29 protein-coding genes are annotated in these 23,115 nt (G+C 69.6%); 12 read left to right on the top strand and 17 right to left on the bottom strand.

What is annotated here, in order from left to right:
- Window positions 1-64 precede the first annotated feature (64 nt).
- Window positions 65-1,723 carry an ABC transporter substrate-binding protein gene (locus ACQG07_RS10885; RefSeq protein ID WP_426738298.1) on the bottom strand — a complete coding sequence of 553 codons (1,659 nt, stop codon included), beginning with the start codon at window positions 1,721-1,723 and terminating at the stop codon, window positions 65-67.
- A gap of 132 nt (window positions 1,724-1,855) precedes the next feature.
- Between ACQG07_RS10885 and ACQG07_RS10880 the strand changes: the two genes are divergently transcribed.
- The 3 genes from ACQG07_RS10880 (at window position 1,856) to ACQG07_RS10870 (ending at window position 4,833) form a co-directional block, all read left to right on the top strand.
- Entirely contained in the window at window positions 1,856-2,503 is a 648-nt protein-coding gene (locus ACQG07_RS10880) for a TetR/AcrR family transcriptional regulator (RefSeq protein ID WP_064297068.1), read from the top strand.
- A gap of 142 nt (window positions 2,504-2,645) precedes the next feature.
- The gene (locus ACQG07_RS10875) at window positions 2,646-3,077 is read left to right on the top strand and encodes a hypothetical protein (RefSeq protein WP_124768492.1); all 432 of its coding nucleotides are present in this window, start codon (window positions 2,646-2,648) and stop codon (window positions 3,075-3,077) included.
- Between the two features lie 484 nt (window positions 3,078-3,561).
- Window positions 3,562-4,833, top strand: coding sequence for a DUF222 domain-containing protein (locus tag ACQG07_RS10870; RefSeq protein WP_426738297.1), 1,272 nt, complete (start codon window positions 3,562-3,564; stop codon window positions 4,831-4,833).
- A gap of 318 nt (window positions 4,834-5,151) precedes the next feature.
- Here ACQG07_RS10870 and ACQG07_RS10865 read toward each other — a convergent pair whose 3' ends face one another.
- Together ACQG07_RS10865 and ACQG07_RS10860 are read right to left on the bottom strand one after the other, a co-directional pair.
- Window positions 5,152-5,757, bottom strand: a complete 606-nt coding sequence (locus ACQG07_RS10865) for a maleylpyruvate isomerase family mycothiol-dependent enzyme (protein WP_426738296.1) — start codon at window positions 5,755-5,757, stop codon at window positions 5,152-5,154.
- Between the two features lie 19 nt (window positions 5,758-5,776).
- A complete protein-coding gene (locus ACQG07_RS10860) occupies window positions 5,777-6,349 on the bottom strand; it encodes a YdeI/OmpD-associated family protein (RefSeq protein ID WP_426738295.1) in 573 nt (190 codons plus the stop codon).
- Window positions 6,350-6,468: 119 nt separating this feature from the next.
- Here ACQG07_RS10860 and ACQG07_RS10855 point away from each other — a divergent pair, with 119 nt between their 5' ends.
- Window positions 6,469-7,431 carry a proline dehydrogenase family protein gene (locus ACQG07_RS10855; protein WP_426738294.1) on the top strand — a complete coding sequence of 321 codons (963 nt, stop codon included), beginning with the start codon at window positions 6,469-6,471 and terminating at the stop codon, window positions 7,429-7,431.
- Here ACQG07_RS10855 and ACQG07_RS10850 read toward each other — a convergent pair whose 3' ends face one another.
- From ACQG07_RS10850 to ACQG07_RS10820, 7 genes are all read right to left on the bottom strand, one after another.
- Window positions 7,432-7,971: a flavin reductase family protein gene (locus tag ACQG07_RS10850; protein WP_082916284.1), complete on the bottom strand. Its 540-nt coding sequence runs from the start codon at window positions 7,969-7,971 to the stop codon at window positions 7,432-7,434. It abuts the gene before it with no gap.
- Between the two features lie 92 nt (window positions 7,972-8,063).
- Window positions 8,064-9,161 carry a type I restriction endonuclease gene (locus tag ACQG07_RS10845; RefSeq protein ID WP_274499242.1) on the bottom strand — a complete coding sequence of 366 codons (1,098 nt, stop codon included), beginning with the start codon at window positions 9,159-9,161 and terminating at the stop codon, window positions 8,064-8,066.
- A gap of 78 nt (window positions 9,162-9,239) precedes the next feature.
- A complete protein-coding gene (locus ACQG07_RS10840) occupies window positions 9,240-9,662 on the bottom strand; it encodes an HIT family protein (protein WP_274499241.1) in 423 nt (140 codons plus the stop codon).
- Window positions 9,663-9,702: 40 nt separating this feature from the next.
- Window positions 9,703-10,209, bottom strand: a complete 507-nt coding sequence (locus ACQG07_RS10835) for a DUF6328 family protein (RefSeq protein ID WP_137242490.1) — start codon at window positions 10,207-10,209, stop codon at window positions 9,703-9,705.
- A 12-nt stretch (window positions 10,210-10,221) separates the two neighbouring features.
- Window positions 10,222-10,803 (bottom strand): SRPBCC family protein, encoded by a 582-nt coding sequence (locus ACQG07_RS10830; protein ID WP_426738293.1) that lies wholly within the window; start codon window positions 10,801-10,803, stop codon window positions 10,222-10,224.
- Between the two features lie 33 nt (window positions 10,804-10,836).
- A complete protein-coding gene (locus tag ACQG07_RS10825) occupies window positions 10,837-12,315 on the bottom strand; it encodes a phytoene desaturase family protein (protein ID WP_426738292.1) in 1,479 nt (492 codons plus the stop codon).
- A gap of 5 nt (window positions 12,316-12,320) precedes the next feature.
- Complete coding sequence (locus tag ACQG07_RS10820) at window positions 12,321-13,319, bottom strand: SDR family oxidoreductase (protein WP_426738291.1); 999 nt, start codon at window positions 13,317-13,319, stop codon at window positions 12,321-12,323.
- A 208-nt stretch (window positions 13,320-13,527) separates the two neighbouring features.
- Between ACQG07_RS10820 and ACQG07_RS10815 the strand changes: the two genes are divergently transcribed.
- From ACQG07_RS10815 to ACQG07_RS10800, 4 genes are all read left to right on the top strand, one after another.
- Window positions 13,528-14,232 (top strand): GAF and ANTAR domain-containing protein, encoded by a 705-nt coding sequence (locus ACQG07_RS10815; protein WP_159877321.1) that lies wholly within the window; start codon window positions 13,528-13,530, stop codon window positions 14,230-14,232.
- Window positions 14,229-14,969, top strand: a complete 741-nt coding sequence (locus tag ACQG07_RS10810; RefSeq protein ID WP_426738290.1) for an ANTAR domain-containing protein — start codon at window positions 14,229-14,231, stop codon at window positions 14,967-14,969. The genes ACQG07_RS10815 and ACQG07_RS10810 overlap by 4 nt, the downstream gene beginning before the upstream one ends.
- A gap of 170 nt (window positions 14,970-15,139) precedes the next feature.
- Window positions 15,140-15,340 carry a DUF2795 domain-containing protein gene (locus ACQG07_RS10805; RefSeq protein WP_158596586.1) on the top strand — a complete coding sequence of 67 codons (201 nt, stop codon included), beginning with the start codon at window positions 15,140-15,142 and terminating at the stop codon, window positions 15,338-15,340.
- A gap of 160 nt (window positions 15,341-15,500) precedes the next feature.
- Window positions 15,501-15,806: an ATP-dependent DNA ligase gene (locus tag ACQG07_RS10800; RefSeq protein ID WP_138946168.1), complete on the top strand. Its 306-nt coding sequence runs from the start codon at window positions 15,501-15,503 to the stop codon at window positions 15,804-15,806.
- A 28-nt stretch (window positions 15,807-15,834) separates the two neighbouring features.
- Here the strand turns inward: ACQG07_RS10800 and ACQG07_RS10795 are convergent, their stop codons facing one another.
- Window positions 15,835-16,176 carry a hypothetical protein gene (locus ACQG07_RS10795; RefSeq protein WP_138946167.1) on the bottom strand — a complete coding sequence of 114 codons (342 nt, stop codon included), beginning with the start codon at window positions 16,174-16,176 and terminating at the stop codon, window positions 15,835-15,837.
- Window positions 16,177-16,278: 102 nt separating this feature from the next.
- On the opposite strand from ACQG07_RS10795, the gene ACQG07_RS10790 reads away from it, so the two are divergent.
- A complete protein-coding gene (locus tag ACQG07_RS10790) occupies window positions 16,279-16,479 on the top strand; it encodes a hypothetical protein (RefSeq protein ID WP_085512068.1) in 201 nt (66 codons plus the stop codon).
- Between the two features lie 28 nt (window positions 16,480-16,507).
- Here the strand turns inward: ACQG07_RS10790 and ACQG07_RS10785 are convergent, their stop codons facing one another.
- Together ACQG07_RS10785 and ACQG07_RS10780 are read right to left on the bottom strand one after the other, a co-directional pair.
- Window positions 16,508-16,675 carry a hypothetical protein gene (locus ACQG07_RS10785; RefSeq protein WP_164486912.1) on the bottom strand — a complete coding sequence of 56 codons (168 nt, stop codon included), beginning with the start codon at window positions 16,673-16,675 and terminating at the stop codon, window positions 16,508-16,510.
- Window positions 16,676-16,735: 60 nt separating this feature from the next.
- Window positions 16,736-17,017 (bottom strand): hypothetical protein, encoded by a 282-nt coding sequence (locus tag ACQG07_RS10780; RefSeq protein ID WP_426738289.1) that lies wholly within the window; start codon window positions 17,015-17,017, stop codon window positions 16,736-16,738.
- A gap of 251 nt (window positions 17,018-17,268) precedes the next feature.
- On the opposite strand from ACQG07_RS10780, the gene ACQG07_RS10775 reads away from it, so the two are divergent.
- Window positions 17,269-17,586, top strand: a complete 318-nt coding sequence (locus tag ACQG07_RS10775; RefSeq protein WP_124768476.1) for a hypothetical protein — start codon at window positions 17,269-17,271, stop codon at window positions 17,584-17,586.
- 22 nt (window positions 17,587-17,608) lie between these two features.
- Here ACQG07_RS10775 and ACQG07_RS10770 read toward each other — a convergent pair whose 3' ends face one another.
- The 3 genes from ACQG07_RS10770 to ACQG07_RS10760 are packed head-to-tail and all read right to left on the bottom strand — an operon-like array spanning window position 17,609 to window position 19,793.
- Entirely contained in the window at window positions 17,609-17,875 is a 267-nt protein-coding gene (locus ACQG07_RS10770) for a DUF7218 family protein (RefSeq protein WP_426738288.1), read from the bottom strand.
- A 29-nt stretch (window positions 17,876-17,904) separates the two neighbouring features.
- A complete protein-coding gene (locus ACQG07_RS10765) occupies window positions 17,905-18,660 on the bottom strand; it encodes a ThuA domain-containing protein (RefSeq protein WP_426738287.1) in 756 nt (251 codons plus the stop codon).
- Window positions 18,657-19,793, bottom strand: a complete 1,137-nt coding sequence (locus ACQG07_RS10760) for a Gfo/Idh/MocA family protein (protein ID WP_426738286.1) — start codon at window positions 19,791-19,793, stop codon at window positions 18,657-18,659. The genes ACQG07_RS10765 and ACQG07_RS10760 overlap by 4 nt, the downstream gene beginning before the upstream one ends.
- Window positions 19,794-19,910: 117 nt before the next feature.
- Here ACQG07_RS10760 and ACQG07_RS10755 point away from each other — a divergent pair, with 117 nt between their 5' ends.
- A complete protein-coding gene (locus ACQG07_RS10755; RefSeq protein WP_426738285.1) occupies window positions 19,911-21,107 on the top strand; it encodes an ROK family protein in 1,197 nt (398 codons plus the stop codon).
- A gap of 257 nt (window positions 21,108-21,364) precedes the next feature.
- Here ACQG07_RS10755 and ACQG07_RS10750 read toward each other — a convergent pair whose 3' ends face one another.
- Entirely contained in the window at window positions 21,365-22,369 is a 1,005-nt protein-coding gene (locus ACQG07_RS10750) for an SDR family NAD(P)-dependent oxidoreductase (RefSeq protein WP_274499233.1), read from the bottom strand.
- Window positions 22,370-22,541: 172 nt separating this feature from the next.
- On the opposite strand from ACQG07_RS10750, the gene ACQG07_RS10745 reads away from it, so the two are divergent.
- The gene (locus ACQG07_RS10745; RefSeq protein ID WP_079704796.1) at window positions 22,542-23,099 is read left to right on the top strand and encodes a TetR/AcrR family transcriptional regulator; all 558 of its coding nucleotides are present in this window, start codon (window positions 22,542-22,544) and stop codon (window positions 23,097-23,099) included.
- Window positions 23,100-23,115 lie beyond the last annotated feature (16 nt).

Here is a 23,115-nt window from a genome sequence, read left to right as displayed (position 1 = left end):
TGCGCATGCGGGAGGTGACGGGCGGGGCGGATGAGCGCCCCGCCCGTCGGTGTGGTGCCCGTGTCTACTTCGCGGCCTTGAGCTGCGTCAGGATGTAGACCGCGGTCGGCTGCGTCGGGTCGGCGGGCGCGTAGGGGTCGTCCTCGCTCGGCCATCCGGTGTAGTTCCGCGTGTTGTACGAGCCGATGAACGGACGCGTACCGATCGGCATCGCCGGGACGTCCGAGACGAACAGCTTCTGGACGGTCTCGAGGGCGGCTGCCCGCGTCGCGTCGTCCGTCGCGTTGGCATAGGCGGCGAGCGCCGCGGTGGCCTCCGGGCTGTCGTACCGACCGAAGTTGAAGTCGGCCGCCTCACCCTCGGCGACGAGCCAACGGCCGTCCATGATGTCGGAGTACAGGTCGTACGGCGTCGCGCCGGTGTCCGTCCAATGCAGGATGGCCTGGAAGTCGCCGTCCGACTTCGCCGCCCACCAGGTGTCCTGGTCGGGGGTGTCGACCGTGGCGGTGACGCCCAGCGTCTTGACCGAGTCGGCGATGAGGCTGATGCCGGTCACGTAGTCGTTCCAGCCCTGCGGCACCGACAGCGTGAAGGTGACGGCCTCGCCGGACGGGTCGGTGAGGACGTCGTCCTCCCAGGTGTAGCCGGCGTCGGTCAGGACCTGCTTCGCGGCCTTCGCGTCGACGGTGTAGTCCTCGCCCTCGAACTCGGAGGCGATGAACGCGTCGCCCGCCGGGGTCGGGAGGCCGGTCACCGAGCTGAGCTCGGGGACGCCGCCCTCGCGGGCGATCTGCTGGTGCTGCTCGCGGTCGATGACGAGGTTCACCGCCTGGCGGAACGCCGGGTCGTTGAACGGCTTCGTCTGCGTGTTCACGAACATCGCGTCGACGGCGAGACCGGCGGCCGCCCAGTAGACGTTGTGCTCCTTGTCCTTGTCGAGGTACGCGGACTGCACGTTCGGGATGAAGGCCTGCGCCCAGTCGGCGTCACCGTTCGCGAGCGCGGTGGTGAGGGCCGTGTTGTCGTTGTACGACACGTAGTAGAGCGTCGGCACGGCCGGCTGCTCACCCCAGTAGTCGTCGCGGGCGGAGAGCTCGACGCTCTCGGTGCTGAAGCTCGTGAGCGTGTACGGACCGGTGCCGACGGGCTCCGGGTTCTCGAAAGTGGCGGGGTCGTCGACGGACTCCCACACGTGCTTCGGGACGATCTGCTTGAGGAGCACCTTGTCCTGCTTCACGAACATGGGGTTCGTGAACGACAGGGTGACGGTGTCGCCTTCGGTCGCCACCGCGGTGAGGCCGAGGGCCGAGTTGTCGAGCTCCGGGTGGTCGATGAACTGCTGGAAGGTGAATGCGATGTCGTCGGCGCTGAACGCCTCCCCGTCGTTCCAGGTGACACCGTCGCGGGCGGTCAGAGCGACGGAGGTGTAGTCGTCGGACCAGGCGATCTCGGACGCGAGCCACGGCTTCACTTCGGCACTCGGGTCGACGAGGTTGACGATCGCGAGCGGCTCCAGGATCGCGTTGATGTAGCCGAGCTTCATCGCGGACGAGTCGCCGACGTAGGGGTTGTTGGACTCGGTGGCGATCGAGCCGTCGGGCTTCGCGATCGTCAGGGCGGCGCCGCTCTCGGGTCCGTCGCTCGACCCGCCGCCACCGGTGCATCCGGTGAGCAGCAGGGCTGTGGCCGCGAACGCGGCCAGCAGTGGGGTTCTCAGCTTCATCGCTTTCTCCTCTTGGGTGTGCGCTGCGGCAGTGCGGCGCAAGTCGGGATTCGGTGATAACTTACTGACCATTCAGTAAGTTGGCAAGCGCGGTAGTGTCGGGCGCATCGAGTCCCCCGCGGAACGGACACCATGAGCACGGTGAAACGACAGAACACGGTGAAACGACCGGCCCAGCCACGCCCGGCGACCGTGGCGAGGCGAGCCGAGGTCGTCCGCTCGGCGCTCGACGTCTTCGGCGCCAAGGGGTACGCGAACGGAACCCTCATCGACATCGCCGAGCTCGTCGACATGACGCCGGCGGGCATCCTGCACCACTTCGGGTCGAAGGACCAGCTCCTCCTCGAGGTGCTCAGCTACCGCGACGCGACGGACGTCCAGGACCTCGACGACCAGCACATCCCCGGCGGCATCGACCTGTTCAAGCACCTGATCCGCACCGCCGCCGCGAACGCGCAGCGCGCCGGGATCGTGCAGGCGTTCGTCGTCCTGTCGGCGGAGTCGGTGACGGAGGACCACCCGGCCAGGCACTACTTCGACGACCGCTACCGGACCCTGCGGCGTGAGATCGCGGAAGCGTTCGAGGTGGTGTGCGCCGAGCGGGGCGTGGATGCGCCCGAGACGATCCACCGTGCGGCGGCGTCGATCCTGGCGGTCATGGACGGCCTGCAGGTGCAGTGGCTCATCGACCCTGCGGACGTCGACCTCGCCGAGACGAGCGAGTACGCGATCCGGGTCATCGTCGAGTCGGTGCTCGGGCCGGGCGCGCTGGACGACTGAGTCGCCCGGATCGGTCCGTTTTCCAGCTGACTTCGAGCGCTTTCGGGCGACTCACTGGGCCGAGCAGGATTCGAGAAGCGCCGTGGGGCTCGCAGGGCTACCGTGAGAGGCGGACCACAGCCCCGAACGGAAGGACGCCGACATGGCCGAGAAGCAGTCGAGCACGAAGAGCGGATTCAGCGCCGAGGAACGCGCGGCGATGAAGGAGCGCGCCAAGGAGCTGAAGGCGGCCGCGAGTCGCGAGGAGGCCCTGCAGGCCGTCGTCGACGCGATCGCCGAGATGGAAGACGCGGACCGCGCCATCGCCGAGCCGTTGCACGAACTGATCATGGGTGGCGACTCCGGCCTCGCGGCCAAGACCTGGTACGGCATGCCCGCCTACGTCGGCGCCGACGGCAAGGCGGTCGTGTTCTTCCAGGCGGCGGCGAAGTTCAAGGCGCGCTACGCGACCATCGGATTCAACGACTCCGCGAAGCTCGACGACGGTGACCTGTGGCCGACCGCGTTCGGTGTCACCGCGTGGAACGACGCCGTCGCGAAGCGCGTCGCGGACCTGCTCGCCCGGGCCGTCTGACCCCGCCCGGTCGCTGGGCCGGTCGCCCGTCGACAGGCCTCCTCCGCTCCCTGAGCCTGCAGAACGGCCCGCGGACCCGCGAATCGGGCACCCTTCCCCCGCTCGCGGAGCCTGTCGAAGGGCCCACGGACACCCTCACGAATCCGGCGCCCTTCCACCGGTCCCTGACCCTGTCGAAGGGCCCACGAGGAACCCCACGAATCCGGCACCCTTCCCCCGGTCCCTGAGCCTGCCGAGGGGCACACGAGGAAACCTCGCCAATCCGGCGCCCTTCCACCGGTCCCTGAGCCTGTCGAAGGGCCCACGAGGGACCTCCTGCTCCGGTGATCTTCTCCCGGTCCCTGAGCCTGCCGAGGGGCACACGGACCCGCGAATCGGGCACCCTTCCCCCGGTCCCTGAGCTTGTCGAAGGGCACACGAGCAACTTCCATAACTGGCGCAACTCGGCATCTGGAATGTCAGTGGTCCATGGTGAACTTGTCCCATGACCGAGACCACCTCCGCTGCGATCCGCGCGAGCGACGACTACGCCGCGCAGCTCGCGGAGTTCTCGGACGAGTGGACTGAGATCCACCGGCAGCAAGCCGTCCTGGACGCGCGGAAAGCGCGCCTCCTGGCCCGCTCCGCCGCCTACGCCGATGCGCTCGCCGACTCGGTCGTTCCGGCCGCATTCCCGCCGGCCGAGCGCCTTGCGCTCTCCCGCCGCTCCACCTGCGCGGCCCTCGCCATGGCGACCCGAACGCCTGAGCAGACGGTCCAGCGGGCGACGAACGACGCGGAACGCCTCGTCAATGAAGCCCCAGCAGTGCTCGAGTCGCTCGAGGCCGGGCGCATCTCGGCCCGGCACGCGCAGACGATCATCGACCAACTCAGTGACGTGCCGATCGCTGGGCGGGCGGTGTTCCTCGCGGAAGTCCTGCCGGTCGCCGAGCAGACGACCAACGCGAACCTCCGCAAGCGCGCCCGCACGCTCCGCGAGCGACTCCACCCCGAGTCCATCACCGCACGCGCCCGGCGGTCGGAGGCCGACCGCCGGGTCGAGTTCGAGCCCGCAGCCGATGGCATGGCGTGGGTGCACCTCTTCACCACCGCCCCGATCGCCCAGGGGCTCGTCGAGCGGGTCGAAGCAGCAGCGGCGAAGTCGCGAGCAGCAGGAGATACGCGCACCTGCGCACAACTGCAGGCCGACGCCCTAGCGGCGCTCGCGCTCACCGGCGTCACCCCGGAAGACGTCATGTCGAGCCCGGTCCTCCCGCACCCCATCGAGGTGCAGGAGCACATCAAGCCGACCGTGCAGATCACCGTCCCGGCGCTCACCATGGCCGGCGTCTCCGACGCACCCGGCATGCTCGACGGCTACGGTCCGATCGACCCCGAGACCGCCGCCCGTATCGCGGTGAACGCCCCCAGCTTCACCCGGATCCTCGTCCAACCGGAAACGGGTGCGGTCCTCTCCGTCGGGCGGAACCAGTACCGGGTCCCGGCCGACCTCCAGCGGGCGGTCCGGCTGCGGGACGGCACTTGTCGGGCACCGGGCTGCGGCAGACGGGCCAGAGCGTGTGATCTCGACCATTCGGTCGCGTGGGAGGACGGCGGGACGACAGATGTCGGCAATCTTGCCTGCCTGTGTCGACATCACCACCGCATGAAGCACCTCCCAGGATGGAACCTCGACCACGGACCCCGCGGGGTCCTCGACTGGACGACACCCGATGGGAAACACCACCGGACGGAACCCGATCCCGCGCCGTTCTGAGCCTGTCGACGTGTCGGAGGGTTCCTCGTGGGCACTTCGACAAGCTCAGTGACCGGAAGAAGTGTGCCCGAACCATTTCGGTCCCTGAGCCTGTCGAAGGGCAGCCAAGCCGCGCAACCTCGGTCAACGGAAGAGGTTCACCCGGATGCACCCGATCCCGGAGCCTGTCGAGGGGTCCTTCGTGGGCACTTCGACAAGCTCAGTGACCGGAGGAGGTTCACCGGGAGTAATCCGGTCCCTGAGCCTGTCGAAGGGCAGCCGAGCCGCGACACCTCGACACACGGAAGAGGCACGCGCGGGTGACTTCCAGCCCGTCCCTCACCGCCCAGGCAGAGCCAGCCCGGTCGGTCGCCCTGACACCGCGAGCAAGAGGTCGAGCGCCGATCCCCGGACCTCGTCGCCTTCGCCCCAGCTCGTCCCGGCGTCCTCGGCGACGAGCCGAACCCCCTGGGCACGTTCCTTGCCGCCGCCCATCGAGACGCCGGTCCGGAGCTGGTACTCCAACGCCTCCAGGACCGCCGCTGTCGGGTAGTCCGCGCGGATGCCGAGCGGCCGACGGACGTCCTCACCGTGCACGATGGCCTCGACGAGCCTGGTCGCGAGGTTCGCCGGCGGGGTGCGCCTCAGCTCGGTGGCGTCCGCCAGGGCGCGGAGCGTCTCCTGCGGATCGTTCCGCCGCTCCCGCTCGACCCCGCGTTCATTGTCGAGGTCGAAATCGAACCGCGCGGCGATGAGTCGTCGGGCGAATCCCAGCCGCGTCGTCTTCGCCGAATCGACGAGATGGGCGACGACGTCATGCACATCCCATCCGGTGCAGAGCGACGGCCTCCCCCACTGCTCGTCGCTCAGCACCGACAGGTCCGCGACGAGCCGCCGACGCTCCTCGTGGACGACCGGCCACACGGTCCCCGGTGACACCCTCATCCGCGCCGGTCCCCCATCATCAGCGGTAGTGCTGCTCGCCCCGGGCGGCCTTCTCGACCACGTCCGCGATGCGCGCGGCCCTGATCGCGGGCGTCTTGATGTTGCTCAGGCGGAAGAAGACACGGAAGCGGTCGGTGCGACCGAGGGTCGCGAAGTAGGCCGACGCCTCGGGGTTCGCTTCGAGCGCCGCCTGCAGATCATCCGGTGCGACGGCGTCCTTCTGCCGGTACGCCACGTCCCACCGCCCGTCGGCCTTGGCGCGTTCGATCTCCGCGAGCCCACCGGGACGCATCCGCCCCTCCTCGATGAGGCGGGCGACGTGCTCCCGGTTGATCTGCGACCACGGGCTGCTCTTCCGCCGCGGGGTGAACGCCTGCAGCGTGTAGTCGTCGTCGAACCGTTTGCTCTGTCCGTCGATCCATCCGTAGCAGAGGGCGACGTCCAGTGCCTCCGACCAGGTGATCCCCGACGCCTTCGAGGTCTTCTTCCGCAGCTTCAACCGCACGCCTGCGTCGCTCGGCGCGCCAGCGAGGTAGGCCTCCCACTCATCGAGCGTGAGGTCCAGGATCGGTTTCTCCTCGAAGCTCGCCACGTGAGCGAGCGTAGCGCGCACGGGCGACGCAGCCCAGACCTCGACGCAGCCCAGACCCCGGTGCAGCTCAGACCCCGGTGCCGACCGGACCGCCACCCACGACTGGATAGGGTCGAAGCATGCTGATGAACGACGAGACGCTGTCGCGCGCCGCCGACACCCTGCGAACCTGGGCCCTCGACGAGGACCTCAAAGCACGGGTCCTCGCTCACCCTGAAGCCGCCGCCGTCGCCAAGCGGGCCGCCCTGCGATACATCGCCGGCGAGGACGCGGCCTCGGCCTTGCGGCTCCTCGAAGCGAACGCCGATCGTGGGCATCGCTGGAGCATCGAGCTCGTCGGCGAGTCCGTCCGCGACGCACGTGTCGCCGACGAGCAGACCGCGGAGTTCATCGACCTCGCCCGCCGGATCAGCGAATCCGACCAGACCGCGACGATCTCGCTCGACCTCTCGCACATCGGTTCCGTCGTCTCGCCCGAGCTCGGCCTGCGCAACGGCCTGGCGCTCGCACAGGCGGCACGGGATGCCGACACCTCGCTCATGATCTCCGCGGAGGGTTCCGACCGCACAGACCTCGTGTTGTCGATCTACGAGCAGATCGCCGACGCCTTCCCGGAGACCGGCATCACCCTGCAGGCGCGACTGCACCGCACCCCCGCGGACCTCGACCGCGTGCTGAACCGACCCGGGCCGATCCGCGTCGTCAAGGGCGCCTTCCTCGAGTCGACCGAGGTGGCCCACCCCCGCGACTCGGCGCCGATGACCGCGGCCTACATCAGCATGGTCACGCGACTCGTGGGGTCGGGTCACCGGGTCAACCTCGCCACCCACGACGCGAACCTCGTCGCCGCACTCGAGGGCGCGCTCGGCGACGACCTCCGTCAGCCGCACGTGGAGTTCGAGATGCTGCAGGGACTCGGCACCGAACTGCTCGACGACCTCCGCCGCCGCGGGTTCGCGACGCGCGAGTACCTCGTCTACGGACCCGAGTGGTGGCTCTACGTCCTCAACCGGATCGCCGAGCACCCTGAGCGGGTCATCGAGGCGATCGCGGACATCGGCCCGATCGCGCTCCTCGCCTGATCAGCCCAGCGGGTCGGACTCCAGGCGGTGGAAGTTGCGGTTCTGGTAGACGAGCGCCGGCGCGTCCGTGCCGGGCGGGATGACCTCCAGCACCTCGGCGATGACGAGCATCGAGCTGCCGGCCGGTACCGTCTGTACGATCCGGCAGCGCAGCGCCGCACGGGCGCTCGGCAGGTAGGGCTCGCCGGTCGCGAGTCGCTCCCAGTGCTGTTCCGGAGTGAAGCGCGGCTCCCCCGTCTTGGCGAACGCCTTCGCGACCTCCAGGTGGTGGTCCGCCAGGAGGTGGACGACGACCGTTCCCGCGCTGAGCAGTCCGCCCGCGGACCCCGTCGCCCGCGTGACCGAGAAGGACAGCATCGGCGGGTCGACGGCCACCGACGCGACCGATGACGCCGTCAGCCCGACGTCTCCCCGATCGGTCGAGGCACTGATCAGCGCGACGCCCGCCGGGTGGTCACGGAACGCCGTCTTGAACCCGTCGACGGTCGCGGCGCGGGCGAGGGCATCGGGATCAGCGGACGGCGTGGTGGGAATGGTCATGCTTCAACCGTAGAACCTCAATCGGTCTTGAGGTCAACTCAAGGAGAGGACTCCGAGGATGCGACTCGCCGCCGCACCGTCCTGCCCGGATCTTACGCGGACAGCCTCCGGACACTCGCCCGAATGTACTCTGCGTGCTCATAGATGCTGTCGAGGGTCTCCAGAGGATATTTCGTCTCGACCTTCGCCTCATCGAAGAGGCCGAGGTACTTCTGCTTCTTCCCGTTGAACCAGAGGCGGGCGATGGGTTTGCGGTTGTTGTCGTCGAGCAGAATCGCGAAATACGACTTCGCATCGCGGTGGACGATTCGCTCCGGCTTCACTTCGCTGCAGGCGATCGCCTTCACGATCTGGTAGCCCTCGAGTTCTTCGAGCGTCGTCTCGATCTCAGTGTCGCGGTCGAGATCGCTCTCCGCGACGCCGGCGCTTGCAACCGACTCGGCTGGAGCCTCTGCCCCGAGAGGCGCACTGTACGACGCTCCGAGAGCAGTCTTCAACCGATCGTTCACCTGCTCGTTCAGGAACTGCTTCGACGCTTTCGCGACGAGCGTCGTGAACTGTGTGCGGGCGTCCTGGGTGAATCGACCGTCATACACACGAGAGGTGAACAGCCGGACGAAGTCCTCCTCGGGCTCGCGGAACTGGGCGGCGATCGAACGCTTGAGTGCGCCGACGTACTTCAACTCCTCAGCAGCGCTGATGACCGAGTCGAGGTCGAACACCTCCTTGGTCAGCTTTCGCAGCTCAGGCAGAAGCGTCTCGTCGATGTCCGCGAGATCGAGGACGAGGAACGGTCGATCGTCCATCTTGTTCGGAGAGTCGAGGTCGGTGTAGAAGTTGTACACCTCACCGTTGGTGAGCACGGCGATCCGTGCGTTCGTCACGGAGAAGTACCGGAACAGCTGCGAAGCGTGCTCGATCTTGAGCGGCTCGGTGGACTTTTTGCATTCGATGAGGATCTGCACCTCGCCGTCGCGCATGATGGCGTAGTCGACCTTCTCGCCACGCTTGACCCCGACGTCGGCGGTGAACTCGGGCACGACCTCCATCGGGTTGAAGACGTCGTAACCGAGAATCGTCGAAATGAACGGCATGACGAATGCGTTCTTCGTGGCCTCTTCTGTCTGGATGGCCGCCCGCTGATTGCGGACCTTCGTGGCCAACGCGGCCAGACGCTCTTCAAACTCCATTGTTCCTCCTGGGTCAGCATCACCATAGTTGGTGCACCGACTCGTTCATGGGAACTTGAGACCGCGGCTGGCTGGTCCCTACTCGAACATCTCCGCGAGGAGCGCATGCGGGTCGCCGTCGACCCGGTGCTTCGAGCGACCCTCGGGCCAGAGCGTGACCCCGTCGTCATCCCAGCACGGGACGACGTGGAGATGGAGGTGGGGGACGCTCTGCCCGGCGTCGGCACCGGACGCACTCAGCACGACGACCCCGGTCGCCCCGAGCGCCGCCCGCATCGCGCGTCCCACCCGCTGAGCGAGGGCCGTCGTCGCCTGCAGGGCTCGCGGATCGGCGTCGAGCAGGCCGACGCTGTGCGCCCGCGGCACCACCAGGGTGTGGCCGGGCGCGAGCTCCGACTCGGGCAACGGCCGGAAGGCGACCGCCTCGTCCTCGCGCTCCACCCAGGTGACGTCGTCGGGCTCGTCCCGCAGGATGCGGCAGAAGGTGCAGGTGTCGGGCATCGTCCCATTCTCGGCGCTCACCGCGGGCACGTCGATCACCTCAGGACACGCGGTCGCGCGCACCCCGGATCAGGCGCGGGCCGACGATCCACACCAGCCCGATGACGACGACCACGGCCCCACCCGCCCACAGCCCGACCGCAGGCGATGCGACGAAGTCGAAGACGAACAGGACGATCCCCGCGAACAGCAGCGACGCGGCCCCGAGACACACCATGAGGATCCTGCTGGACAGCCGCACCAGCTGTGGTTTCTCCAGTCGCCCGAAGACGAGCCGGTGCATGATGACCGGTGCGAGCGCGAGGAGCGTGACCGTCACGGCCAGGACCACGAGGACGAGGTACAGCACGTGGTCGAATCCATTGAGCTCGGTGAAGCGTGGCTGGAACGGCAGCGTCAGCAGGAAGCCCGCGAGGATCTGCGTGCCCGTCTGCAGGACCCGGAACTCCTGCAGCAGCTCCGACCAGTTGCGGTCGGATCGCTCGTTCAGCGTCTCGTCGCGACCGTCCCCGGGCAGGGCGTCGGCCGGATCACTTGCGGCGGGCATGACCGGACACCGTCAGCGGGCGAGCTTGCGCGCCACCGCGACCACCGGCACGGCGACGACGAGGACCGACGCCACCCGCGCGAACAACGATCGCTTCGGGAACTCGGCGCGCTTCCGATCTTCGGCCGTCGGCTCGGCCGCCTCCACGAGGTGGGTGCCGCCGGCACCGCCCTCAGCGAGGTGGGCGAGTCGGCGCAGCGTCTCGCTGTTGCGGATGTGCAGCCCGATGTCGAGGAGCCAGACCGGGATCAGCGCACCAGGGCCCGTCACGGCGTGCTCATGCAGGTGGACGATGCACCCGCGCTCGTGCGGCTCGACCTCGACCGCGACGCGGGCCTCACCGAGCGGCCACCCCTTCGGCTGGATGACGAACCGGTGCGGCGCGTCCCACTGGAGCACGGTCGTCTCGTCGTTCAGCACCGCCGGCCAGACACCGAAGGAGTGGTGCAGCTTCCCACCCACGTGCGGCCACCGGTCACCGACGTCGCGCATGCGGGACGCGCCGACCACCCACGCCGGGAAGAGCCAGCCGTCGGCGAGGACGGCGAAGACACGGTCGGGTGGGCAGTCGAGGATCCGAGTGGTGTGGGACACGGTGGTGTTCCTTTCGCTGGAGCAGGGACGAGGTCAGGGGGTCGGACGCGGGCGGTCGGGCGCGAGCGACGGCATGCGGTCGCGGCCGAAGACCGAGCGGAGGGCGCTGCGGGCGGCGTGCCAGCCGGCGAGACCGTGGACGCCCGGGCCGGGCGGGGTCGACGAGGAGCAGAGGAAGATCCCCGGTGCCGGCGTCCGCCAAGGGTCGTTCGAGAGCACGGGACGCGCGACGAGCTGCGCGAAGCTCGCAGCGCCGGCGGCGATGTCGCCGAGCACGTAGTTCGGGTTGTACCGCGCCATGTCGCGGGCGGTCATCGACGCCGACGTCAGGATCACGTCGCGGAACCCGGGGGCGAAGCGCTCGATCTGCCGGGTGATCGCCTCGGTCTGGTCGAGACCGGACCCGCTCGGCACGTGCGTGTACGCCCAGAGGACCTGGGCGTCACCGGGAGCGCGACCAGGATCGCCGACGTCGGGCTGCGAGACGAGGACGTAGGGCGACTCGCTGTGCCGACCGCGGGCGACGTCGCGCTCGGCGGCGGCGATCTCCCGGCGGGTGCCGCCGAGGTGGAGCGTGCCGGCCCGGGCCAGTTCCGGGTTCGTCCACGGGACGGGGCCCGAGAGCGCGAAGTCGACCTTGGCTACGCCGTCGCCGTACCGGAACCGGGAGAGTCGACGGAGGTACGCGTCGGGCAGTCGGCTGCCCGCGATCTCGGCGAGCGCCTTCGGCGTCGTGTCGAACAGGACGGCGCGGGCGGACGGCAGTTCGTCGATGGAGCACACCTCGGTTCCGGTGACGATCTCACCGCCGTGGGCCAGCAGGTCGGCGGCGAGCGCGTCGACGATCGCCTGGCTGCCACCGACGGGGATGGGCCAACCGCGGGCGTGCGCATACGCGCCGAGCGACAGGGCGGCGGCCGAGGTCGCGAGGCTCGGCATCGGGCGGATGGAGTGGGCGGCGACGCCGCTGAGCATCGCCGGGGCGGTCTCCTCACGGAAGCGGAGGTTCCACGCGGGGCTGCCCTGCTCGAGCGCGCGCAGTCCGAAGCGGGCGACGGTGATCGGGTGACGTGGCACCTGCAGCAGCTTGCCGCCGGTGAACTGGGAGACACGGTCGGCGTCGGCGGCGAGCGGTCCCATGAGCGAGCGCCAGGCGGCACCGTCGCGACCGAGGGCGTCCGCGGTGCGGGCGAGGTCGCGGTAGGCGATGCCGGCACGGCCGCCGTCGAGCGGGTGGGCGTAGGAGATCTCCGGGACGACGAGCTCGATGCGGCGTTCGAGCTGGAAGGAACGGAAGAACCCGGAGGCGAGCGCCATCGGGTGCACGGCGGAGCAGATGTCGTGATGGAAGCCGGGGAGCGTCAGCTCGGCGGTCCTGGCACCACCACCGACCGTGTCACCGCGCTCGACCACCTGCACGTGCAGGCCGGCCCGGGCGAGGGTCACCGCGGCTGCGAGCCCGTTGGGGCCCGCGCCGACGACCACCGCGTCGAACTGCTCGCGCCGCGCCATCGTGCTCAGCGCCGCTTCGCCGCGCCGGCCACCAGGGCGACACCCGCTGCGAGGGTGCCGGCGGCCGCCGCGTACACGGCCCGCCGGTGGCGGATCGCCCAGGTCTGCGGGCTCCACGAGTGCACCTTGTCGCTGAAGACGCCGCGAGCACCGTGGTCGCCGGGGGCCGGCTCGTACACGTTGTCGGGCATCCGCGGGTCGTGCTTGTCGGGAGCGAGCTGACCGGAGTAACCCGTCCGGGCGAGGAACCAGTCGAGGAATCCGCCGGCGAAGCGGTCGCCGAGGATCGTGCCGACGGTGGACTCCCCCACCCAGGTGCGTCGCCTCGGTCGGTCTGCGACGTCGGCGATGGCGGTCGCACCGACCTCGGGCTGGTAGATCGGCGGCACCGGCTGCGGGTGCTCGGGCAGCTGCGACTTCACCCAGCTGAACTGGATGGTGTTGAGCGCCGGCATGTCCACGGTCGAGAGCTTGACGTTGCTGCCGTCGTGGAGGAGCTCAGCGGTGACCGACTCCGTGAAGCCTCGGGCACCGAACTTCGACCCGCAGTAGGCGGCCTGCAGCGGGATGCCGCGGTGGGCGAGGGCGGAACCGACCTGGATCACGTGCCCACGGTCGCGCGGCGTCATTCGCGAGAGGGCGGCCCTGGTTCCGTTGACGAAGCCGAAGAAGTTGACGGCGACGGCGCGTTCGAAGTCCGCCGGTTCGGTCGTGAGGAATTCCCCGAAGACGCCGACCATGGCGCAGTTCACCCAGAGCTCGATCGGTCCGAGTTCCGCCTCGACCCGGTCCGCCGCCTGCTCGACGGCCTCCCGGTCGGCGACGTCCGTCGGCACCGCGAGAGCACGACGCCCGGCCTGCTCGACCTCGGCGATGGTCGCCTCGAGTCCGTCCTCGCCACGCGCCAGCACCGCGACGTCCCAGCCGCGCTTCGCGAGTTCACGGACGGTCGCACGACCGAGCCCTGCGGTTCCGCCGGTGACGACGGCGACCCCGCGGCTCATCGCGCCGACCGATCGGTTGCTGCGGACCGGTGGGCGGAGGGGCGCGGAGGGGTTGTCGTCGTCAGAGGCATGACGCCACGGTAGGCGACGGGACCCGGTCGGTGCCTCCCCTTGCTTTCCCAGGCAGGACGGATCGCCACCCGGCGATCGCAGCGGGATAGCCGTACGATGAGCGGAGACCACCCTCGAGCCCGGAAGGAATGCGGACATGAGCGACACCTTCGCCATCGTGTACAGCGCACTCGACCGGGTCGACGAGGACGACCAGCTCGTGGAACCGATCCTGCGGCTCATGCCCCTCAGCGGCGTCTCGATCGCGACGCTCGGCGACACCCTGAGCCCCGAGACGATCGCCGCGAGTGACGAGCAGATCGCGTTGATCGACGAACTCCAGTTCGACCTCTCCGAAGGCCCCTGCTGGGACGCCGTCGGCAGCGGCCGCCCGGTGCTCGAGGAGGCCGTCAAGCGGAACGGCTACGACTCCTGGCCGTCGTTCACCGAGGCGATCCGCGACCATGCGGTCGGCTCCATCTTCGCCTTCCCCCTCCGCGTCGGGCCGCTCCAGGTGGGCGCGGTCGAGCTGTACGACACCGAGGAGCGCACGCTGGACACGCAGGCGGTCGAGGACATGATGTCCCTCACCCGCCCGCTCAGCCGGTACGTGCTCCGACGCACCCTCGAACTCGCGAGCCTCCCCGACACGACGCAGCTCAAGCCCCACGCCCGACGCCGGATCCATCAGGCGACCGGGTTCGTGATCGCGCAACTCGGCCTCACCCCTGACGACGCCCACCTGCTCATCCAGGCGCAGGCCTTCGCCCAGAACCGCTCGATGTCGGACGTCGCCGAGGACATCCTCGAACGTCGCACCGGCTACGTGCTGCACGACGACACGATCGAAGACGAGCGATGAGCGAGTGCGGCGACGACGGGACCGGCTCCGAGCTCCGTCACTCGACCGCCCTGCTCGACGTGTTCGCGACGCTCGCCGACACCCTGGTGGACGACTACGACGTCGTCGACCTCCTCCAGGCCCTGGTCGACGCCACCGTCGACCTCCTCGACGTCCAGGCCTCCGGCATCCTCCTGGCGGACCCGCACGGCGACCTCGAACTCATCGCGTCGACCAGCGAGTCCGGGAAGCTCGTCGAACTCATCCAGCTGAGCGCGGACGAAGGCCCCTGCATCGACAGCTTCCGTGATGCGACGCCGGTGTCGATCCCCGAGATCGCCGCGGTCGCAGCCGACTGGCCGAGATTCGCCGAGGTCGCGGCGACCGCTGGGTTCCGTTCCGCTCATGCCTTCCCGCTGCGGCTCCGCCGGACGACCATCGGCACCCTCAACCTGTTCCGCACGACACCGGAAGCCCTCGACCGGTTCGAGTCGCGAGCCGCACAGGCGATGGCGGACGTCGCGACCATCGGCATCCTGCACGAGCGGACCCTCCGCGAGAGTGACGCGACCCGCGAGCAGCTGGAGTCCGCGCTGCAGTCCAGGGTCGTCATCGAGCAGGCGAAGGGCGTCGTCGCCTACACCGCCGCGATCTCGGTCGAAGAGGCCTTCGAGCGCATCCGGAAGCACGCTCGCGGCGGACGTCGTGCCCTGGCCGACGTCGCCCGCGACATCGTGGAGCGACGCCTCGAGCTCTGAGGGTGCACCTCACTCCGGCCGCGTAGCAGCTCGACGACGGAAAGGCAAGAGCGCGCCGAACGGCCGAACGGGAACGACACTCGAAGGAGGGCACGGCGGTCTGACGACCGGTCGACGCAGCCGGCCCGCCTGACATCGGGTGCCACGACGCGCCCAGAGAGGAGATGCTCGTGTTCACCGAGCTCGACGAATTCCTACGCGGCATGGAGTACCCCTGCCGCCCCAGCGACCTGACGCGTGAGGCCCGCCGCGACCTGCTCCCGACCCACCTGGTGGAAGCGCTCCGCTCACTCCCCGAGCGCAGCTACACCAGCCGCTGGGACGTCCTACACCGCACCTCGATCGCGGAGGCGCTGCCGATCAGCGTCTGAGCGATCGCGCACCACCGCTGAGCGGCACCGGCATCGCGCCGGTGCCGCTTCGGCGTGTCAGGTCCGGTGACTCGCGCCGGTTCGCAACCCCCTCGGGCATCGTGGCACTTCCGCGGGACCGGGCTTACGGTGGAAACCGGAGAGCGGAGCAGGAGAACCCATGGGCAAGATGATCTACGACGCCGACGTGTCGGTGACGTTCGACGACCGCGTCCTCGCCCACCTGCAACAGGTCATCGGTGCGAAGTTGCGTCGCGGCGAAGCGTTCTACTTCGGGTGGAAGGACGACCCTCGGTCAGGCGACGGCCGGACGACGATCTGGCTCCACCCGGCGATGTCCCTCCGGTTCAAGTACGCGGGCAGCGTCCCGGTCGAACTCAACCGCGCCTGGCTCGATGCGCTCGCGATCAGCGCCGACTCGAACCAGGGGCTCGTCCTCGTGCCGGAGCCGGGCCCGCGCGTCTGAACCTCGCCGACCGGGTCTCCGGCCCTGCTCACCTCGAACGTTCGTCGAACTCCAGGTCGTCGATGTCCGTGAGTTCCGTCGCCCACTCCGGTCGCGCCGGTTGCAGCTCGGCGGTCCGCTGTTCGAGTTCGACGATGGTCTGTTCGTCGAACGGTTCCTCCGAAGCATTCTCGACGGGCGTCGAGAACAGTTGGCTCGCCGGTCCGATGAGGAGGTGGGCGTATCCCAGGCTGCCGCCTTCCGAGATGGTCGGTACCATCACGATGTCGGACTCACCGCTCTGGGAGAGGGCCCGTGCGTATCGCAGCAGCGCCTTACAGGTCTTGTCGGCCATCAGCAGATAGCCGCTGGCGTAGTGCAACTTCCTCATACGACCATTCTGGGAACCGAAGCGGCCGGACCGGCAGACCTTGCATCCGCAACCCGGAAGGTATACCGGAGGCACCACGCGCCCGTGCGCTATCGTCTGGGCATGACCGACAGCGACCAGACTCCCAACACGCACGACGAGAACCGCCACGACCAGCTGACGACCGCCCCGAACGCGACCGAAGCCGACGCGGCTCCCCGCATCGACGTCACCGACCAGGGCGACGGCGTGACCCGGATCGACATCCGCGACGACGCGGCCGTGCGGCCGGGCGCGGACCCCGAGGACACCGAGCAGGGCTGAGCCCCGCCCGCTTCCACGTCTGACGGGGTCAGCGAGCGTCGGGGTCCTCCAACGGCGCCGTGTCCGGCTGCTCGAGCACGTCCGGCTCGTCCGCCGTGTCCTCGTCCGTCGACTCGTCCGGGACCTCGGTGGGCGGCGTGCCGACCACCATGTCCGGGTCCGTACCCAATGCGTCTGCTCCGGTGAAGTCGCTCATGTCGCTCCTGCTTCCTGTGGTGGTGGTTTCGATGTGGTACTGGTGTCGGTCTGCTGCTGGTCAGGCGACGACGACGTGCAATCCGCCCGTGATCTCGATCTCCTCGAGCATCTCGGCGGCCATGCGCTCGTCGATCGGTGGCTCGAACTCCGCGTCGAACGCGAAGACGATCGGCTGCTCGGGCGACACGGTGACCGGCTCGGACGATTGGAAGCGCCCACGGTGGAGCTGCAGTCGGAACGAGCGCTCGCCGAGCATGCGGGTGAGGATCACGCGTTCCAGTTGGGCGAGCGTCTGGTCGTCGACCTGTGATCGGAGCGCACCGAGGCGAAAGAATCCCATCGTCAGCCCCTTTCTCAGGTGTGCCACGCTAGCGCGCAGAGATGGGGGCGCCCGGGCCATTGCGCGGATGGCTCGGGCAGCGGACAATGCGCGTCGGCGAACAGTCATCGCCTTGTGGATAATCGGGCGCGCGCCAAGAATGTCTCGTATCCTGAGAGAGCGCTTCACCGGCCCGGACCCCGTCGGGATGCGCACAGCAGTCGGCCGCTCGCGTCGTCGGCCATCGCAGGGGTCGGAAGTCGAGGGATCCCATGGGACAACTGGTCTACGGCACCGGCGATGCACGCGTTCGGCTCGACGATCGAACGCTCGCCCATGTCAAGACGATCGCGCTCATGAAGCTCAGGCGGAACGAGTCGTTCGCGCTCACGATCCGACAAGACTCCACCAGCGACGGACGCACGACGCTCTGGCTGCACCCGGCGATCGCCCTGCAGTTCTCCTTCGACTCCGACGAGGTCGGCGAAATGGACCGCGCACTGCTCGAAGGCTTCATGCACGAGGCGAACACCGGCGAGGTCGTCGTGCACGCGACGACCGGCGACGACGCGACCGCCCAGGCGAAGTAGCCCGGGCGATCGCGCCGCCTGTTCAGCTGTCGCGGAGCATCGAGATGAGTTCGCTCTTCCGCTTGCCGGAGTAGCCGCTCAGACCGATCTCCTTCGCGCGCTCGCGGAGCTGCGCGACGGTCCAGTCGTCGTAGGAGCCGGATTCACCGCCCTTCTCCCCGATCGTCGAGCGTCCCTGCTTCGCGGCGGCGTTCGAGATCCGAGCGGCCTTGCCCTTCGACGCGCCGTCGTCGCGGAGCTTCTCGTAGAGCTCGGGGTCCTTCAGTGACGGGTTCTGTTCGTCAGGCATGTCGTCCCTCCAGATGATCTGCGGGCAGACTACCCCTGCGCGTGCAGGAACCAGTCCCGTGGGTGCTGATCCGCGGTCGGCGGCGTGCGCTCGATCGTCGGGCGCGCCCACTTGGCCGCGTTCGCCAGCACTCGGCGGATGTCGGGGTGGTGGTAGACCGGGTACTCCTGGTCGCCGGGTGAGAAGTAGAACACGCGCCCTCGACCGCGGTGGTAGGCGACACCTGACCGGAACACCTCGCCGCCGGCGAAGGTGGAGAGGAACACCTCCTCGTCGGGACGCGGGATGTCGAACTGCTCGCCGTACATCTCCTGGCGGTCGATGACGATCGGGTGCGGGACGCCCTGCGCAATCGGGTGGTCCGGGAGCACCGTCCAGACGAGCTCTCGCTCGCCGTCGTTCCGCCACTTGAGGGCGCAGCTCGTGCCCATCAGCCGCTGGAAGACCCGCGAGTAGTGCCCGGAGTGCAGCACGACGATGCCCATACCGGCGTGGACGTGGCGCACGACCCGCTCGACGACCTCGTCGGAGACCTGGTCGTGGGCGATGTGCCCCCACCAGAAGAGGACGTCGGTGTTCGCGAGGACCTCCTCGGTGAGACCGTGCTCGGGATCCTGGAGGGTCGCGGTCGAGACGGACACGGCGTCGCCGAGCGACTCCTCGAGGCCCGCCGCGATCACTACGTGGATGCCGTCGGGGTAGTGGCCGAGCACCACGGCGTCGCCGCGGGACTCGTGGACGAACTCGTTCCAGACGCGGATGCGGATCGGTGTCGTGGTGCTCATGCGGGGATCTCCAGTTCGTGCCCGGCGGCGGCCGAGGCGTAGGCTGCGTCGATGACGCGGCTGCGGTGCAGGGCGTACTCGCCGTGGTGACCGGCGAACCGGAGCTCACCGCCGGCGGTCTCGCCCGCGCGGATGGTGTCGAGGAACTCCGCGATGACCGACTGGTGGTGGCCGGCCGGGACCTGGACTGCGGGTCGTTCGATCGTCGGCGCACCGGCGACGTCGCGGTAGATCGTGACGGTCCCCTCGGTGTTGTAGTTGTCGACGTGGAGGCGGACGCCGCCCTCCGAGCCGAGGAGCTCGACCGAGATGTCCTCGTGGGCCTTCGAGTAGGACGCCCAGGACGCCTCGAGGTGCAGGCTGCCGCCGTCCTCGAAACGCAGGAGGGCGGACGCGAAGTCCTCGACGTCGAAGGCGTGCGTGGACCGGCTCGAGACCGGACCACCGCCGGAGGAGCCACCGCGACCGGCGCGGCCGAGCTCGTTGTACGCGACGGCCGAGACGTGCGTCACGCGCGGCTCGCCGAGGAGCGACAGCGCGATGTCGAGCACGTGGGAGCCGAGGTCGATGAGCGGCCCGCCACCGGCAGCAGCCTTGTTCGTGAACCAGGAGTCGATGCCGGGCACGCCCTGTCGACGGAGCCAGGAGGCACGCGAGTGGTAGACGCGACCGATCGGCTCCTCGGCGAGGTAGCGCGCGAGGTAGGCGACGTCAGCACGACGGCGGTGGTTGTACGCGACCTCGAGGACGCGGTCGGCGGCGGTCGCGGCCTCCACCATCTCGGCGGCGAGGTCGGCGGTCGTGGCGAGCGGCTTCTCGCAGAAGACGTGCTTGCCGCTGCGGAGCGCGGCCACGGCGATCGGGTGGTGCAGGGCGTTCGGGACGCCGATCGAGACGATGTCGAGGTCGTCGCGGGCGACGAGGTCCTCCCAGTCGGCGTAGGTCTCGGGGACCCCACGGCTCTCGGCCAGCTCGGCGAGGCGCGCCGGTTCCTGGCCGGACAGGGCGACGACGGTGGCACCGGGGAGCGCGGTGAAGGCGTCCAGGTGCGTGGTCCCGGCGAAGCCGAGGCCGATGACGCCGACCCGGAGATCCGGAGCGTCTGATGATGTCGGGGCGGTACTGGTGCTCATGCTCGGACGGTTCCTTTCGGGGTGCGGAGCCGAGCACTGTCGTGACCGGCGGTGGTCGACCTTCGCCACTAAATATAGCGGCCATATCTAGTAATGCAACCCTGCTACAGTCGCCCCATGGCGGAACCGGGGATCGAGACGGGCAGGGCGAGCGTCGAACTCGTCGCCGCCTACGCCTTCGACCACGGTGCGTTCATGGCGAGTGACGTCATGGATGGGACCGGTCTGACCCGCGCCACCGTGCTGAACGCCTGCGACGCCCTCGCCGACCGCGGCTGGATCCGTGAGCTCGACGACGCCCGGGCCGCCGGTGACTACCGGCGGGGACGACCCGCCAGGCGCTACGAACTCGCCGCGGACACCGCGTTCGTGGTCGGACTCGACGTGGGGCAGCACCGGGTCGCGGCACTCGTCGCGACGCTCCGTGGTGAGGTCGTCGGCCGGGCCGAACGCCCCATCGTGGGTGGGGACGAGGACCCAGACCTCCGCCTCGCGACCGCACGGACGGTCGTCGAGGAGGCGACCGCGCAGGCCGGCGCGACCCCGGGACAGGTGCTCGTGACCGCCGTCGGCGTCCCGGCTCCGGTGGACGCGCACGGCCGCTCCCCGCGCGGCGATCACGACTACTGGGCCCGGATGAACCCCGACTTCGCGAGCCGCCTCGGCCCCTGGGGCGACGTCGTGCTCGAGAACGACGCCAACCTCGCAGCCACGGCCGAGCGCGCCCTCGGGGAGGTGGCACGCGAGTCCATCGCCGTCCTCCTGGCCGAGGCGAGCTTCGGCGCGGGACTCATCGTCGACGGCGTGCTGCTGCACGGCGGGGCCGGCGGCGCAGGCGAACTCCGCGTGCTCGGCATGGTCGAGGGCGTCGGTTCGCCGGAGGGCCTCGACGGTGCGGCACGGTCGTGGCTGGAGGAGGATCAGCGATCCGGCGCGGTTCCGGCGGCCTCCCCGCTCGCCCGGATGCCGATCGGCACCCTCGACGTCGGCCGCATCATCGACGCCGCAGCCTCGGGCGACGCCTACGCCGGCAGACTCGTCGAACGTCTCGGGGAGCGCCTCGGGCGGGTGTGCGTCCTGCTCGGCAGCCTGCTCGGCGTGGACGAGGTCGTCGTCGCCGGAGGCGTGGCCCGCGTCGCCTCCCCCGTCATCGCCGCGGCGCAGACCTGGCTCGACGAAGGCACCTACGCGCCGACGCCGATCGTGCGGGCCTCACGACTCGGCGCGGACGTCGTCGCCCTCGGTGCGATCACCCGTGCCGTCGCGACGATCCGCTCCCAACCGTGGCGCTTCGCCGCTGCGATCCCGCGCTGAGCCCGCACACGGCGCAGGGCGGCCCGGACACGGCGCAGGGCCCCACCTTCCGCCAAGATCGGTGGGGCCCTGTGAGCGGTGTCACCGCAGTGCGAACAGTCGTTCCGGCCGTACTCGTTCAGACCGTTCGCAGGGGACGGGCGACGCAGAGCGGCCCGTGTGCTTCAAGATTCGCAGCAGAAACGCGTTCATCCTGCCCCGAACAGTCGTTAAGAATCGCCCTTCTTACCGATCGCTGAAGTTCTGCGGGTCGACGGCTACTGCACCGACCATCCGCCGTCGGACGGCAGGATGACGCCGTTGACGTTGACGCCGTCGTCGCTCAGCAGGAAGGTGATGGACGCCGCGAGCTGCTCCGCGGTCGCGATCGTCGGGATCGCCGCCTGGAACGGTCCGAGCCGCGCCGAACCCGCCTCGGAGACGTTCGGCGGGAAGGGGATGCCCGTCGCGACGCCGCCAGGAGCGACCGCGTTGACCCGGACACCGTGCGGGCCGTACATGAAGGCGGCGCTCTTGGTCATGCCGACGACCGCGTGCTTCGAGGTCGTGTAGGCGTTCCCCGAGGCGTTGCCGCGAAGCCCGGCCTCGGACGCGATGTTGACGACCGAACCGGATCCGGCCGCGACCATCGACGGCAGGACCGCGCGGGTCAGCTTGAAGGCGCCGGTGACGTTCACACCCATCACCCGTTCCCAGGTCGCGTCCGAGGTCTCGTGGAGCGGGGAGAAGTCGTCGTTGATGCCGGCGACGTTGGCGAGCGCGTCGATCCGCTCCCCCGCCGCGGCGACGATCGCGTCGATGTCGTCCTGCTTCGTGATGTCGCCGGCGACCGTGACGAGGTCGGCGTCCGGGAGGCTCGAGGCGAGGTCGGCGAGCTTGTCCTCGAACAGGTCGACGGCGATGACCCGACCCCCTTCGCGGGCGACGCGGGATGCCGTGGCACGGCCGATCCCGGAGGCAGCCCCGGTGACGATCACGGTCTTGCCTGCGAACCGGCCGACGGTGATGCGCTCCTGCCACCCCTGAGGCGCGTCGTCGACGGGTGCGACACCGTCGTTCGCGGCGAGGACGAGCTCGTCGATGAGCGACTGGGGCAGCTTGCCCTGGCTCAGGGCGACGAGCTGCTGGAGCGGGAGGCCCGAGATCGGGGCGAGCTGCGACTCCTCGGTGCCCAGCTGGGTGAGGAGGCCGCGGATGAGCGGTCCGCCGGTGGGGTCGGCGAGCCACGCGGCGATCGGGGTGTTGGCGGTGAGGGCGCTCATGGGGTTCCTTCGGTCTTGGGAGGACGATGAGCGGCGGGATCGTATGGACTTCGATCCATACCGGACATCATTGTCCGGTACACGTTACGCCGTCCATGGCACGGCCGCCAGCCCTCACGGTGGGCTCCCAGCCGAGTCCACCGGACCGGCCGCGCGGCGTTACGCTACCGGGATGTCGTCCACGCCCCCCAAGCCGAACCGCGGCCCGAGCGCAGGCCCTGAGAACCGCCGAGCGCTCGTCGCCGCGGCGCGTCAGGTGTTCGCCGCGGACGGCTTCAGCGCTCCCCTCAGCGCGGTCGCGAAGCGGGCGGGCGTCGGACAGGGCAGCCTGTACCGGCACTTCCCCGACCGACTCTCCCTCGCACTCGCGGTGCTCGACGAGAACGTCGGCGAGCTGGAGGAGCACGCCGGGCTGCCCGATGCGACCCTCGACACCCTGCTCGACGTCGTGATCGACCAGGCCCTCGTCACCTCGCCCTTCGTCGAGGCGATCCTCGGCGAGGGCGACGACCCGCGCGTGATCGCGCTCGGCACCCGCCTCGACCGCCTCGCGCACGCCCTGCATGCGAAGGAACTGGCTGCGCATCGCATCGCCGACCACGTCGAGCCCGACGACATCCTCATGGCGATCTCGATGGTGGGAGCGACGCTCACCCGCATCCCCGATTCCCATCGAGCCGACACCGCGGCGCGCGCGAAGGCGATGTTCCGCCGCTCGTTCGGCCGATGAACCGGGGCGGGACGAT

The sequence above is a fragment of the Plantibacter sp. 2H11-2 genome (genome assembly GCF_050031945.1).
In the GTDB taxonomy this organism is placed as follows: domain Bacteria; phylum Actinomycetota; class Actinomycetes; order Actinomycetales; family Microbacteriaceae; genus Plantibacter; species Plantibacter auratus.
This window is presented reverse-complemented; position numbering and strand designations above follow the sequence as displayed.